Here is a 14302-nt window from a genome sequence, read left to right as displayed (position 1 = left end):
CGCCAGGTCTGTTGTGACTGCCTCGGCGACCTCGTCGGCCACCGCTGCGGTGACACCCATCTAGGCGGGCCGCCCCTGCCCGTCAACACCAAATTGCACTTTTACGACATTTGTGGGGGAAAAGTTCCCCAGCAGGCGTCCTGCGCAGTTCTGGACGGGTTTCGAACCCCTCCCCCAGCCCACGCGACAAAGCCTGCGGTTCGCGGTAGTTGACCGCATGGCTTCCCCTTATGACGCGATCATCCTCGGCGCCGGCGCGGCCGGACTCATGTGCGCCGCGGTCGCCGGCCAGCGCGGCCGGTCCGTCCTGCTCGTCGATCATGCCGATGCAGCCGGCAAGAAGATCCTGATCTCGGGCGGCGGTCGGTGTAATTTCACCAACCTGCACACCGCGCCGGACCGCTACGTGTCTGCCAATCCGCATTTCGCCAAATCGGCGCTCGGGCGATATACCGCGAGCGATTTCATCGCGCTGGTCGAGCGCCACCGGATCGCCTGGCATGAGAAGACGCTGGGGCAATTGTTCTGCGACGGCTCGGCCCGGCAGATCGTTGCGATGCTCCTCGACGAATGCGACGCGGGACGCGTCGACGTCGCACTGTCCGCGCCCTTCGGCGAAGTCGGCCATGACGGCGCCGCGTTCACCGTCGCCTTGCCGGACCGCGTCGTTCGCGCGCCGCGGCTGGTGATCGCCACCGGTGGACCATCGATCCCCAAGCTCGGCGCCACCGGTGCCGCTTACGATCTCGCCCGACGATTCGGACTCAAGGTGGTCGAGCCGCGGCCCGCATTGGTGCCACTGACGCTCGGCGGCGACGAGGCGTTGTTTCGGACCTTGTCGGGCGTTGCCGCCGATGTCGTGGCGAGCGCCGGCAAGGCGCGGTTCCGTGAGGCGGCCTTGTTCACGCATCGCGGCCTCTCGGGCCCTGCGATCCTGCAGGTGTCGAGCTATTGGCGACCGCGCGAGCCGATCGGCATCGACTTCGTGCCGGATGCGGATCGCGACTGGCTGCTGACCGCCAAGCGTATGCAGCCCCGTGCAACGCTGCGGCGGGCGCTGGCGGCGACGCTGCCGGACCGTCTGGCGGAGGCGCTGGCCGAACGGCTCGACCTGTCGGTCGAACTCGGCAACGTTCCCGACCGCCGGCTCGACGAGGCGGGGCGACGTTTGTCGGATTGGCGGTTCACGCCCAACGGCAGCGAGGGATTCGCCAAGGCCGAAGTAACCGTCGGCGGGATCAGCACCGCCGATCTGTCGTCCCAGACGCTGGAAGCGCGCCGCGTCCCCGGCCTGCATGCGATCGGCGAGGCGGTCGACGTGACCGGCTGGCTCGGCGGCTATAATTTCCAATGGGCCTGGGCGAGCGGCTGGGCCGCTGCGCAGGCGCTCTAGACGATCAATCCTGCGCGGCGGGCCCGTCGGTCGAAACCGGGATGGCGTGCACGGCGCGATCCTGCGACGCGAGCAGATAGTCGGCGGTGGTCAGGAACGGAATCGGGTTGACCGCATGGCCGTCGATGCGGACCTCATAATGGAGATGCGGACCGGTCGAGCGACCGGTCGAGCCCATCAGTGCGATCAACTGGCCGCGGGTGACGCGGGCGCCGTCCTCGACGAGGATCTTGGACAGGTGGCCGTAGCGGGTGGCGATGCCCTTGCCGTGGTTGATCTCGACCATATTGCCGTAGCCGCCGAGCCGCGAAGCGTGATCGATGATGCCGTCGGCGGTAGCGTAGATCGGTGTGCCGACCGGACCGGGGATGTCGACGCCGGCGTGCATCGCCGCGGTGCCGCGGAACGGGTCGGAGCGGATGCCGAAGTTGCTGGTGAACTGGAGATGCTGGACCGGCTGGACCGAGGGGATGGCGATCGCGCCCTGCGGCCGCGTATCGAGCTTCTTCCAGCTTTGGAACAGGGTGCGGAACTGCGCGTCGGCCTTGAGGTCGGCCTGCGCCTCGGCGCCGTTGGCATCGAGCATCGGGCCGCCCTTGCCCTGCGCCGCGACCGTGGCCCGCGGGGTCCCGTCTTCCGCCTGTGCTGCGCCAAAACCGAGGGTCATCGCACCGAGCGTGGCGACGATCGTGGCTGTACGGGCGAAAATGCTCATCGGACCCCAATATGATGCGCCGCGCCCGTGGTGACGGATGCGACCTATTCCCTCGTCTCGAAACCGCAGCCCCACCGCGTCCCTGACGATCGATATGTGCCCGCATTTCGCCGGTAACCACAAGAGCCGCCGCCGGTCGCCGCGATCAAGCGGCTTGGGGCTGCGCCGAGTCGATGCGACACCGTCACATCGTCTGGATCGGGCGGGTTAGAAGACGGGGAACGGTGCCGGCGGTTCGGTCCGTGCCAACGGCAGTCGGCCGGGTGGCCGGGATGGCAGGCCGGGGGGCATGACGCGCCCGATCGGGCGGCCTATAACGCGCGCTTCATCAAATGGATGGCTTGCATGCTCGACTCCACTTCCGCCCAGGTTCCCACGCTCAGCCTCGCCGATCAGGCCGACGACCCCGATGGCTTCGCCGCAGCCTTCGGCGAATCGTTCGAGCGGTTCGGCTTCGCGATCGTCGCCGATCACGGCGTGCCGCAGGACCTGATCACCCGCGCCTGGCGCGAGACCGAGGCGCTGTTCGCGCTGCCCGAAGCGGAGAAGCGCGCCTATTTCGTCGCGGGCGGCGGTGGCGCTCGCGGCTACACGCCGTTCAAGACCGAGATCGCCAAGGACGCCAAGCACGTCGATCTCAAGGAATTCTGGCACATCGGTCGCGAGCTGCCGGAGGGGCATCGCTACGCCGACACGATGGCGCCCAATATCTGGCCGACGCGCCCCGAGGGCTTCAAGGACACGTTCCTCGAACTGTTCACCGCCTTCGACCGCGCGGGCGACCGGTTGCTGTCGGCGATCGCGCGGCATCTCGGCCTTGCGCCCGACTGGTTCGATCCGGCGGTGAAGGACGGCAATTCGGTGCTCCGCCTGCTCCATTATCCGCCGATCCCCGCGGATGCCGAGGGCGTCCGCGCCGGCGCTCATGAGGACATCAACCTCATCACGCTGCTGCTCGGCGCCGAGGAAGCGGGGCTGGAACTGCTCGACCGCGCGACCGGCCAGTGGCTGGCGATCAAGCCGCCCGAGGGCGCGATGGTGGTCAACGTCGGCGACATGCTGCAGCGGCTGACCAACCACGTGCTGCCGTCGACCACGCATCGCGTCGTCAATCCGCCGGTCGAGCGCCGCGGTCATTCGCGCTATTCGATGCCCTTCTTCCTGCACCCCGCGCCCGATTTCCTGATCGAGACGCTGCCGCAGACGATCAGCGCAGAGAATCCGAACCGCTATCCGCAACCGATCACGGCGCACGACTATCTGCATCAGCGGCTGGTGGAGATCGGCTTGATCAAGGGGTAGGCGCAGCGGCGGCCGGATCGGAGCGAGGGGACGGAAACTTCCGCCCCCATCGGTTCATCGCGGTTCTCGTCAGTCGAACCCGCGTTGAAGATAGCGCGTCGCGACCGCGCAATGCATCGCGACGCCCTTCGCCATGACCGATTCCTCGATCGTCATCCGCGTATTGTGGAGCGGCGGGTTGGTCGCGGGGTCGCTGCCGGCCGGGGCGACGCCGAGGAAAGCGAAGGCGCCGGGGAATTTCCGCAGCACGTAGGAGAAATCCTCCGCGCCCATCATCGGCTGCGGCATCGGTGCGAAGGGCCGGCCGAGCTCGCCCGCCACCGTCTCGATCAGCGCCGCGCCACGCGGGTCGTTGACCGTCACCGGATAGCCTTCGTCGATCCACGCTTCGGCGGTGGCGCCATGCGCCGCGGCGATATTCTCGGCGATCCGCTTGACCGCGGCGCGCATCGTCGTGCGCGTCGCCTCCGACAAAGTGCGCAAGGTGCCGAGCATGCGGACCTCGCCGGGGATGATATTGTGCGCCGAGCCCGCCTCGATCTTGGTGATCGACAGCACCGCGGGGTCGGTGACCGCGATCGCACGCGCGACATAGGTCTGGAAAGCGGTGACGATCTCGCAGGCGACCGGCACCGGATCGATGCAATCGTGCGGCATCGCGGCATGGCCGCCTGCGCCGCGTACGACGACGTGCACCGTATCCGCCGATGCCATGATCGATCCGGCGCGGGTGATGACGACGCCGGCGGGGGCGTTGGGGGTGATGTGCAACGCGAAGGCGGCGTCGGGCGCCGCGACGTCGAGCAGGCCGTCGTCGATCATGAAACGCGCGCCGTGATGGCCCTCCTCGCCCGGCTGGAACATGAAGACGACGGTGCCGGGGAGCTGATCGCGGCGCGCGGAGAGCGCACGGGCAGCGCCGACCAGCATCGCGGTGTGCGAATCATGGCCGCAGGCGTGCATGCGGCCGGGGATGGTGCTGGCGAAGGGCAGGCCCGTCTCCTCTTCCATCGCCAGCGCGTCCATGTCGCCGCGCAGCAGCACGGTGCGGCCGTTGTCGCCCTTCTGCCCGCGTAGGATCGCGATCAGGCCGCTGGTCGATTTGCCCTCGTGATATTCGAGCGGCAGGCCGGCGAGCGCCGCCTTGATCTTGTCGGTGGTGCGGCGGCAGTCGAGGCCGATCTCCGGCTCGGCATGGATCGCGCGGCGCAGGGTGACGATGTCGGCGAGCTCGGCTTCGCCGGCCGCGGTCCAGTCGCTGAGAATGGGGTCGTCGAGGGACATGATGAGGCTCCGTTTCGGGCGGCAGTTTGCGCCGGAGCGGGAGTGTTGTCGAGCTTTGGGGTGTGCTCCACTTAACCCGTCATCCCGGCGGAAGCCGGGACCCACGGATACGGAACGTCGGTAGTGGCGCGAAACCGCAAATGCGCCGTGACCGTGGGTCCCGGCGTTCGCCGGGATGACGAACATGGGGGACAAACGCCCCCCACCCTCACCGGATCAGATTGCCCAGCACGCTGCGCAGCACCGTTCCGACCAGACCACCGCCCGCCGACGAGCGCCGCGAGCCCGAGCCGAACACCTGCTTGCCGATCTCGTTGGCGACCTGCCGCCCGATCGACGAACTCGCCGCGCGCGTGGCGGAGGTCATCGCCTTCGACCAGGGCGAGTTGGCTGCCTCGCGCGCTGCCGCCGCGTCCGCCTTGGTCTGCGCCGCCTGCGCGCGCGCCGCTTCCTTGGCGGCCTGCGCTTCGGCCTTGGCCTGCACCGCCGCCGCCTTGGCGGCATCGTCCTGCGCCCGCGCCGCCGCCGCGGAAGCCGCGGCCTCCTGCGTCTTGGCGGCGAGAATCTCCTCCGCCGATTCGCGATCGATCGCGGTGTCGTATTTGTCGCCGACCGCGTCCGTCTGGATCATCACCGCGCGTTCCTGCGGCGTCACCGGGCCGACGCGGCTGGCGGGCGGCTTGATCAGCGTGCGTTCCACCGGCGCCGGCGACCCGTCCGCCTGCAACAACGACACCAGCGCCTCGCCGACCTTCAATTCGGTGATCGCGGTGGCGACGTCGACGCCCGGATTGGCGCGGAACGTCTCCGCCGCCGAACGCACCGCCGCCTGATCGCGCGGCGTGAAGGCGCGCAGCGCATGCTGGACGCGGTTGCCGAGCTGGCCGGCGACCGTGTCGGGGATATCGATCGGGTTCTGCGTGATGAAATAGATGCCCACCCCCTTGGAGCGGATCAGGCGAACGACCTGTTCGATCTTGTCGAGCAGCGCCTTGGGCGCGTCGTCGAACAGCAGATGCGCCTCGTCGAAGAAGAAGACGAGCTTGGGCTTGTCGGGATCGCCGACCTCGGGGAGATGCTCGAACAACTCGCTCATCAGCCACAGCAGGAAGGTGCTGTAGAGCTTCGGCGCGGCCATGAGCTTGTCGGCGGCGAGGATGTTGACGATCCCCCTGCCCTTGTCGTCGGTACGGAGGAAGTCGTCCATCTCCAGCGCGGGTTCGCCGAAGAAATGGTCGCCGCCCTGCGTGCGCAACTGGAGCAGCGCGCGCTGGATCGCGCCGATCGACTGCTTGGAGACGTTGCCGTAGGTGGTGGTGAGTTCGTCGGCACGGCTCGCGCAATGCGCCAGCATCGCCTGAAGGTCGTCGAGGTCGAGGAGTAGCAGCCCCTCCTTGTCGGCGACGTGGAAGGCGATCGTCATCACCCCTTCCTGCACGTCGTTGAGATCCATCAGCCGGCTGAGCAACAGCGGCCCCATTTCGCTGACGGTGGTGCGGATCGGGTGGCCCTGTTCGCCGTACAGGTCCCAGAATTGTACCGGCGTATCGGCATAGGCCCAGTCGGTCTCGCCGATCTCGGCGGCACGCGCGGCGAAAGCGGCATGCGTCTTGGCCTGCGGCGAACCCGCCATCGCGAGGCCGGACAGGTCGCCCTTCACGTCCGCGACGAAGCTCGGCACCCCGACCTTCGAGAAGCCCTCGATGATCCCCTGAAGGGTCACCGTCTTGCCGGTGCCGGTCGCGCCGGCGATCAGGCCGTGGCGGTTGGCGCGCTTGAGGTCCAGCAGCTGCGGCTTGCCGCCGCCGAGGCCGATGAAGATGCCGTCGCTCATGTCCCGCTCCTGTGCTGGTGCCGGAGACCTACCCCGGCGTGCGGGCAAAAGGAAAGGGCCGCCGCTCGGGAGAGCGACGACCCTTCACCTGCACCGGTATGGCCGGGCTTACTTGATCTTCACCGGGATGAAGCCCGGGATCCGGCCGCGCTGGACCAGCAGCAGGACCTGCGGACGACCCGCCGCCTTCGCCTGCGCGACGAGACGGGCGACGTCGGCCGCGGTGCGGACCGGCGTGCTGTTGACCGCCTGGATCACGTCGCCGCGCTTGATCTTGCCGTTGGCGTCGCTCGATGCGTCGACCGAGGCGACGACGACGCCCTGTACGGTGGGATCGACGCCGACCGCGCGGGCGATCCCCGGGGTCAGCGGCTGGACGTTGAGCCCGAGCGGCGCCGAGCCGCCCTGGGTCGTGCCGGCGTCATCATCGTCATTGCCGTCCGTCTGCGAATCGTTCGGCCCGAACCCGCCGGAATCCTCGCCACCATTGGCCAGCGCCTTCAGCTGGTCGTTGGACGGACGCGTCGCGACCTGGATGTTGAGCGACGTCGGCTGACCGGCGCGCAGCACCTCGAACCGGGCGGTCGTGCCCGGCTGGAGGTTCGAGACGAGACGCGTCAGCGTCTGGTCGGGCGTGACCTGCTGGCCGTTGATCTTGGTGACCACGTCGCCCGCGCGCAGACCGCCCTTGGCCGCTGGGCCGGCCGGCTCGACGCGCGCGATCAGCTCGCCCTGGTTCTTCGGAATGCCGAGCGCCGCGGCGGCATCGTCGTTCACCGCGCCGCCGATCGACACGCCGATATAGCCGCGGGTGATCTTGCCACCCTTCATGAACGTCTCGATGATCGGCTTGGCGGTCGCCGCGGGAATGGCGAAGCCGATGCCGATATTGCCGCCCGACTGGCTGAAGATCTGCGAATTGACGCCGATCACATTGCCGTTGAGGTCGAACATCGGGCCGCCCGAATTGCCCTGGTTGATCGAAGCGTCGGTCTGGATGAACTGGTCATAGGCGCCGCCCTGCCCGGTGACGCGGTTGATCGCCGAGATGATGCCCGCAGTCACGGTGCCGCCGAGGCCGAAGGGCTCGCCGATCGCCAGCACCCAATCGCCGACGCGGGCACGGCTCGAATCGCCCCACTTCACGAACGGCAGGCCGGCGGCGTCGATCTTGAGCAGCGCGAGATCCGAATCCTGGTCCTTGCCGATGACGCGTGCGGTATATTCCTTGTTGTTGCTCAGCGTCACGGTGATCGAATTGACCGTCGCGCCCTCCGCACCCGGCGCGATGACGTGATTGTTGGTCACGACATAGCCGTCCGGCGAGATCAGGAAGCCCGAGCCGAGCGACGCGCCCTCGCGCTTCACCGGGGCGCCACCCTGGCCACCGCCCATGCCGCCGAACAGATCGCCGAACGGCGTGCCCGAGAAGGGATTGGCCGGCTGGCGCTGGACGATCGTCTGCTTGGTCGAGATGTTGACCACCGCGGGCTGCAGCTTGGCGACCATGTCGGCGAAGCTCATCGGCGCACCGGCCTTGGGCGCCGCCGCCTGGATCGCACCGGGCTCGTTCTGGGCCTGTTGCGCGGTGCTCGGCTGCAGCGCCAGCGTGGCGGTCGCGCCACCGAGGAGAAGCGCACTGGTAATGGCGTAGGCGTAGCGCACTAGGAGAAAATCCTCTTCATGAAGGGCGATCGGAATTGGTGCCTTAGTGGACCCAAACGCCTGAACGCCGCTTGAATGTTCATACGCCCGAAAGCTGGGGGCTCAATCCTTGCGGATCAACGCCCCCTGCCCTCGAACTCACGCAAGTAACTGTTTCCGGGTGACAAGATGATGGACGTCGAACCGCTCGGCGCCGGCCCGCCATCCGCCCCGAAGGTGTGGCGGTAGGACTGCATGGCGCGGTAGAAGTCGTAGAAGTCGGCATCCTTGGTGAAGCTTTGCGCATAGATGCGCGCCGCCGCCGCATCCGCCTCGCCGCGGATGATCTGCGCTTCCTTCTGGCCCTGCGCGCGGATCGTCGTCGCCTGCTGCTGGCGGGCGGTCGCCATCCGGGCGAGCGCGCGGTCGAGGGGACTGCCGTCGGGCAGATCGGCATGCTTGATCCGCACGTCGACGATCTGCACGCCATATTGGCTGGCGAGCCGCTGCATGCGGGTCTGGATATTGTCCATCACCTGGTCACGCTCGGGGCTGAGCAGCGTCGCGAACGGCTGGTTGCCGAGCTCGTTGCGGATCGAGCTGCCGAGCAGCGGACGCAGCGCCTCGGTGATGGCCGCCTCGGTCTGCGAGGTGCTGCCGGTGGCGTTCACCGCCTTCAGCGGATCGATGATCCGGAACCGCGCATAGGCATCGACCTCGAGCCGGAGCTGGTCGGACGAGAGCACCTGCTGGTTGTCGTAGTCGACGTCGAGCACGCGCTTGTTGAGCCAGACCAGCCGGTCGATGAACGGGATGCGCAGGATCGGGCCGGCGCCGGTGCGGCCGAACTGCTCGTTCGGTTTCCACGCGTTGACGGTGCGGACCGGCTGTTCGAAGCGCAGAATGACTGCCTGCTGCGTCTCCGGCACGATGGTGATCGTCGCCGAGAACAGGATGACGAGGACCAGCGCAGCAAGGCCGAGCGCGATCGGGTGACGCCAGAGGCCGTTCACTGGCCGCCTCCCGTCGCGGGTGCGGGCTGCACCTGGGTCGCCTGTGCCGGCGCGGCATCGGGCAGTCGCCGCGCCCGGTCGAGCGGCAGATAGGGCACGACGCCATTGGCTTCGACGATCGTCTTGTCGGACTTGGCCAGCACGGCCTCCATGGTCTCGTAATACATGCGGCGACGCGTCACCTCGGGGGCGAGGCGATATTGTTCGTACACCTTGTCGAACTGCGACGCTTCGCCTTCGGCGCGGGCGACGACCTGCTTGGCATAGGATTGCGCCTGGTTGCGGACGCCCTGCGCATCCTGCTGCGCGGCAGTGACGTCCTTGAACGCGTCGTTGACGCGCGCGGGCGGATCGGCCTGCTTGATGCCGACGCCGACGACGACGATGCCCGACTTATAATCGTCGAGCACCTTCTGCATCCGCTCCTGTACCTGGTTCTCGATCAGCGCGCGGCCCGGCCCGAGCGCCGAATCGAGGCTGACGTTCGCCACCACCTCGCGCATCGCGCTTTCCGCGGTGGCCCGCACCGTGTCGCGCGGGCGGTCGATCTGGAACACGTAGTTCTGCGGGCTCGAAATCTTCCAGCGTACCGCATAGGCCAGATCGATGATGTTCTGGTCGCGGGTCAGCATCAGATTTTCGGTGCCGCTCTCCGGGAAATTCTCGATCCGGATGTTCTGCACGTCGACCTTGACGACCCGCGCGATCGGCGCCGGCATCGTCATCGCGATGCCGGGATCGAGCGTACCCGAATAGCGGCCGAGATAGGTGACGACGCCGCGTTCCTGCGGCGCGATCGGGTGGATCGAGGTGTAGAGGATCCAGACCAGCAGGATGATCCCCGCGCCGATCAGCCACAGCGCCCGCGCATTGGGCGCGCCGGGCAGACCACCCATGCCGCCGCCATTGCCGCCCCCGCCGCCGCCGCGCGCCTTGCGCAGGAAGTCGTCGAGCGCGGTCGGCTTGGCGCCGGTCTTCCGGGCGCCGGGCGGCAGCGACCACGGGTTGCGCGGACCGCCGTTGGCGCCGCCATTGGCGTCATCGCCCTGTCCCCAGGGACCCTTGGGCGTCTCGGCAGCGAGAATGGGAGGGCGGCTTTTGCGGCCCGGCAGGATATTCATCCTTTCCTTATAAGAAGGCGGACGCGGAAAAACAGTGGCAAGCCGCCGGCGCGGGCCTATCTGGTGCCGCATGACACAAGACGTAACGATTGCCGCGGTCCGCGCCGCCGCGGGCGAGCGGGCGACGGTCCGCTTCGAGGGCACGCGCGCCGGCATCGTGCTGGACGCGACCGGGCTCGGCGGCGCCGAGCGCGATGCGCTGGAAGCCGCGGTCCGCGCCGCGGCGAGCGCCGCCTGGACGGGCGAGGTGCGGCTGGTGGTCACCGCCGAGCGCATCCATCGTCGCCTGCTCGCGGTGGCGAGCGGCAAGGGCGGCGTCGGCAAATCGACGCTCGCCGCCAATCTCGCCATCGCGCTGAAAGCGCGCGGGCGGCGCGTCGGTCTGGTCGACGCCGACATCTACGGCCCGTCGCAGCCGCGGCTGATGGCGGCGGAAGACCAGCGGCCGACCGCGAAGGACAAGGTGCTCGACCCCGTCCCCACCCCTTATGGCGTGCCGATGCTGTCGATGGGCCAGCTCATCCAGCCGGGCAAGGCGATCGCGTGGCGCGGGCCGATGGCGGCGGGCGCGCTCACCCAGCTGGTCGATGCCGATTGGGGCGCGACCGACACGCTGGTGCTCGACCTGCCGCCCGGCACCGGCGACGTCCAGCTCACCATGGTACAGAAGCACAAGCCGGCGGGCGCGATCATCGTCTCGACGCCGCAGGATCTGGCGCTCATCGACGCGACGCGCGCGATCGACCTGTTCGACAAGGCGGGCATCCCGATCATCGGCATCGTCGAGAATATGGCGGGCTATGTCTGCCCGCATTGCGGCGAGCTGTCCGATCCGTTCGGCAACGGCGGCGCACAGGCGACCGCGGAGCGGCTCGGCCTGCCCTTCCTCGGCCGGGTGCCGCTGGCGATCGGCATCCGCACCGCCTCCGACGCCGGCCAGCCGCCGGCGGCGGGGAACGGCGCCGATGCGACCGCGTTCCATGCGATAGCGGGTCAGGTCGACGACTGGCTGCGCACCCATTGAGGAGACGATCATGCCGCTGACCGACGATGCCGCGATCAAGGCACTGCTGGAAGGCGCACGGACGATCGCGCTGGTCGGCGCCTCCGACCGGCCAAATCGGCCGTCTCATGGCGTGATGGCGCGGTTGCAGCAGCACGGCTATCGCGTCATCCCGGTCAATCCGCAGATCACCGGCGAGCATGTCCTCGGCGAATTCGTCTTCCGTGACCTGCATCAGCTCGGCGACCCCATCGACATCGTCGACATCTTCCGCCGTCCCGAAGCCGCCGGCGAGGCGGTCGACGAGGCGATCGCGATCGGTGCGAAAGCGGTCTGGCTTCAGCTCGGGGTGATCAACGAGGCGGCGGCGGCACGGGCGGAGGCGGCCGGGCTGCAAGTGGTCATGGACCGTTGCCCGGCGATCGAGATCCCGCGGCTCGGCGTCGCTCCGATCGAGGCTTGATTCGCCTGCCCGGCTCGGCGAGGATGGCGGCACCGCTCGCTGTGGGAGTAGGGCTGGATGCTTGCGCTGCTGTTGCTGTTTGCCGCCCCGACCGAAGACCCCGCGACGGTCATCGCGCGATCGTCGTCCTTGATCGCCGGCGATCGCTGCACCATCGATCCCGACAAGACCGACATCACCGTCTGCGGCCGGCGCCGCGCCGATCGCTTCCGCGTGCCGTTCGTCGTCCACGACGCGGGCGATCCCAAGCATGAGGCGGTGCGCGTCGAACGCGACCGGCTGCTCAACCGCACCAATCCGGTGCAGGAGCACAGCCCGTTCCTCGTCGGTGGCGGCATGTCGGGCGTGACGGTGAGCAGTGCGACCGGTGTCAGCGGCGTCACCAACCGGCCGCTCGCGCCATGATCTGGCTGGCGATCGCCCTCCAGACCGCGGCGGCCGGCGCGCCGGCGCCGGAGGCTCCGCAACGCTGGTCGATCCTCACTCCGCAGCCGTGTCCGCCGCAGGCCGACAAGAGCGACATCGTCGTCTGCGCCGACGGCAAATCATCGCAGACGCTGCCGCTCCCCGACGAAGCGGGCCCGGCCCCCGGCCGCGGCGCCAACCGCGACCTGAAGGCGACAACGGCGCTGGCGCTGGAAGCCCCGCCCTGCGCGGCGTCGCTCGGCGGCTGCACCGTCGGCTTCGGGCCACCGATCGTACCGCTTGTGGGCGCGCTGGCGAAGGTCGCCAAATCCGCCTTCGCCAAGAAACCGGACAAGCGCGGCCGCGTGGCGATCGACCTCAGCGAACCTTGATTCCACCACATGCGGCTGACGTCGAACGGTTACCCTGCAGGGTTATCGCCCATAAGGAATTGCGCGAGTCTGCCGTCTTCCAAACCCACCTCGTCACCCCGGACTTGTTCCGGGGTCCACCCTGCGGCGAGGTGAAAGGCCCGATGCAGAACCGTTCTCTCGCGGCCCGGTGGACCCCGGAACAAGTCCGGGGTGACGAATCTGATGAGGAAGCTGATCGAGCCTCATCACCGTAGCCGTATGCGATAGCCCTCCCCCTGGCGGGAGAGGAATATGGGATCACCCCAGGATCGGCATCCAGAGCGGCTGGCCGGACAGGCTCTGCGATCCGCGCAGCTTCTCCAGGGCATGGACCACCGCGCGTTCCGGACCTTCATGCGTGACGATCGCGACGATCGCGCTGCCGTCCGCCGCGACGCCACGCTGGATCAGGCTCTCGATCGATACGCCGGCATCGCGCATCGCCGCGGCGATCTCGGCGAGCACGCCGACCCGGTCCTGAACGGTGAACCGCAAATAGGATCGCGCGCGCCGCTCGCCGGTGTCCGCCGCCGGCTCGACGGTCAGCGCCGCCGCCGGCATCGCATAGGGCGAGCCATATTCCCCGCGCGCGATGTCGATCAGGTCGGCGACCACCGCGCTCGCGGTCGGTCCCTCGCCCGCGCCGGCGCCCTGGAAGAACAGGCGGCCGACGTAATTGCCCTCCGCCACCACCGCGTTGAGCGAGCCGGTAACGTGCGCGAGCGGATGGTCGACCGGCACGAGATGCGGATGCACGCGCTGGAACAGCCCGTGCGCGTCCGCCTCGGCGACGCCGACCAGCCGCACGCGATACCCGAGCGCCGCCGCCTCGGCGATGTCGGCGGCGATGACGTGGCGCACGCCGGTCGCTGACACGTCGCCGAACGCCGGGCGCGTCCCGAAGGCAAGGCTGGCGAGGATCGACAATTTGTGCGCGGCATCGACGCCGTCGATGTCGAAACTGGGGTCCGATTCGGCATAGCCGAGCGCCTGCGCCTCGGCGAGCACCTCGGCGAAGTCGCGACCTTCGGCTTCCATCTTCGACAGGATGAAATTGCAGGTGCCGTTGAGGATGCCATAGACCCGGCTGATCCGGTTGGCCGCGGCGCCCTCGCGCAGCCCCTTGATCACCGGCACGCCGCCGGCCACCGCCGCCTCGAACTTGAGCGGCACCGCCGCAGCCTCGGCCGCCTGCGCGAGTTCGAGGCCGTGATGCGCGATCATCGCCTTGTTGGCGGTGACGAAGCCCTTGCCCGCCGCGATCGTCTGCCGCGCCAGCGTCAGCGCCGGGCCGTCCGACCCGCCGATCAGCTCGACGACGACATCCGCCGCGTCATGGCCGGCGAGATCGCGCATGTCGTCGATCCAGGCGAAACGGGCCAGATCGATGCCGCGATCCTTGTTGCGGTCACGTGCCGAGATGGCGACGATTTCGATCGGGCGGCCGGCGCGGCGGGTGATCAGATCGCGGTTGGCATCGAGCAGGCGGACGACGCCGCCGCCGACCGTACCGAGCCCGGCAAGGGCGACGCGCAAGGGTGTGTTGCTATCCATGGCCGCCGCCTAGCGGAAAGGCGCGTCGCCTGTCGAGACGGCGCAGCTTTATGTCGTGTACCGCGCCGCCATTGCCCGACCGCCGCGTACCGTGCCACAACCCGCCGCACTTCCATTTTGCCAGCGAGCGCATTTCCCTGATGGCCACCGCCCCCAGC

General features: G+C 68.6%; 13 protein-coding genes. 6 read left to right on the top strand and 7 right to left on the bottom strand.

All coding sequences use genetic code 11. The features are described 5' to 3' along the window. Positions 1–217 precede the first annotated feature (217 nt). Positions 218–1393 carry a BaiN/RdsA family NAD(P)/FAD-dependent oxidoreductase gene (locus FFS23_RS18570; protein WP_137899763.1) on the top strand — a complete coding sequence of 392 codons (1176 nt, stop codon included), beginning with the start codon at positions 218–220 and terminating at the stop codon, positions 1391–1393. 4 nt (positions 1394–1397) lie between these two features. Here the strand turns inward: FFS23_RS18570 and FFS23_RS18565 are convergent, their stop codons facing one another. Further along, entirely contained in the window at positions 1398–2108 is a 711-nt protein-coding gene (locus FFS23_RS18565; protein ID WP_081974387.1) for a M23 family metallopeptidase, read from the bottom strand. A gap of 345 nt (positions 2109–2453) precedes the next feature. On the opposite strand from FFS23_RS18565, the gene FFS23_RS18560 reads away from it, so the two are divergent. Next, a complete protein-coding gene (locus FFS23_RS18560) occupies positions 2454–3410 on the top strand; it encodes an isopenicillin N synthase family dioxygenase (RefSeq protein WP_137899762.1) in 957 nt (318 codons plus the stop codon). Between the two features lie 69 nt (positions 3411–3479). Here the strand turns inward: FFS23_RS18560 and FFS23_RS18555 are convergent, their stop codons facing one another. The 5 genes from FFS23_RS18555 to hflK all read right to left on the bottom strand — a co-directional run bounded on the left by FFS23_RS18555 (position 3480) and on the right by hflK (position 10306). After that, positions 3480–4694: a M20 metallopeptidase family protein gene (locus FFS23_RS18555; protein WP_137899761.1), complete on the bottom strand. Its 1215-nt coding sequence runs from the start codon at positions 4692–4694 to the stop codon at positions 3480–3482. 208 nt (positions 4695–4902) lie between these two features. After that, positions 4903–6528, bottom strand: coding sequence for a helicase HerA-like domain-containing protein (locus FFS23_RS18550; RefSeq protein WP_137899760.1), 1626 nt, complete (start codon positions 6526–6528; stop codon positions 4903–4905). Positions 6529–6636: 108 nt separating this feature from the next. Beyond that, the gene (locus FFS23_RS18545) at positions 6637–8193 is read right to left on the bottom strand and encodes a Do family serine endopeptidase (RefSeq protein WP_038661750.1); all 1557 of its coding nucleotides are present in this window, start codon (positions 8191–8193) and stop codon (positions 6637–6639) included. A gap of 116 nt (positions 8194–8309) precedes the next feature. Next, positions 8310–9185 carry a protease modulator HflC gene (gene hflC, locus FFS23_RS18540; RefSeq protein ID WP_038661752.1) on the bottom strand — a complete coding sequence of 292 codons (876 nt, stop codon included), beginning with the start codon at positions 9183–9185 and terminating at the stop codon, positions 8310–8312. Then, on the bottom strand, positions 9182–10306 hold the full coding sequence (gene hflK, locus FFS23_RS18535) for an FtsH protease activity modulator HflK (protein ID WP_038661755.1): 1125 nt from the start codon (positions 10304–10306) through the stop codon (positions 9182–9184). Before hflK ends, hflC begins: the two co-directional genes overlap by 4 nt. A gap of 70 nt (positions 10307–10376) precedes the next feature. Between hflK and FFS23_RS18530 the strand changes: the two genes are divergently transcribed. From FFS23_RS18530 to FFS23_RS18515, 4 genes are read left to right on the top strand one after another with little or no spacing between them, the layout of a single operon-like run. Next, the gene (locus tag FFS23_RS18530) at positions 10377–11330 is read left to right on the top strand and encodes an Mrp/NBP35 family ATP-binding protein (RefSeq protein ID WP_137899759.1); all 954 of its coding nucleotides are present in this window, start codon (positions 10377–10379) and stop codon (positions 11328–11330) included. Positions 11331–11340: 10 nt separating this feature from the next. Then, positions 11341–11772, top strand: a complete 432-nt coding sequence (locus FFS23_RS18525; RefSeq protein WP_137899758.1) for a CoA-binding protein — start codon at positions 11341–11343, stop codon at positions 11770–11772. 57 nt (positions 11773–11829) lie between these two features. Then, complete coding sequence (locus FFS23_RS18520) at positions 11830–12177, top strand: hypothetical protein (RefSeq protein WP_137899757.1); 348 nt, start codon at positions 11830–11832, stop codon at positions 12175–12177. Next, positions 12174–12569, top strand: coding sequence for a hypothetical protein (locus FFS23_RS18515; RefSeq protein ID WP_137899756.1), 396 nt, complete (start codon positions 12174–12176; stop codon positions 12567–12569). Before FFS23_RS18520 ends, FFS23_RS18515 begins: the two co-directional genes overlap by 4 nt. 279 nt (positions 12570–12848) lie before the next feature. On the opposite strand, the gene FFS23_RS18510 is transcribed toward FFS23_RS18515, so the two are convergent. Further along, the gene (locus FFS23_RS18510) at positions 12849–14144 is read right to left on the bottom strand and encodes a homoserine dehydrogenase (RefSeq protein WP_137899755.1); all 1296 of its coding nucleotides are present in this window, start codon (positions 14142–14144) and stop codon (positions 12849–12851) included. Positions 14145–14302: the final 158 nt, after the last annotated feature.

It is taken from the genome of Sphingomonas sp. 2SG (assembly GCF_005503285.1).
GTDB lineage: Bacteria > Pseudomonadota > Alphaproteobacteria > Sphingomonadales > Sphingomonadaceae > Sphingomonas > Sphingomonas taxi.
The sequence above is the reverse complement of the archived record's forward strand: the minus strand, read 5'-3'. Positions and strand labels throughout refer to the sequence as shown.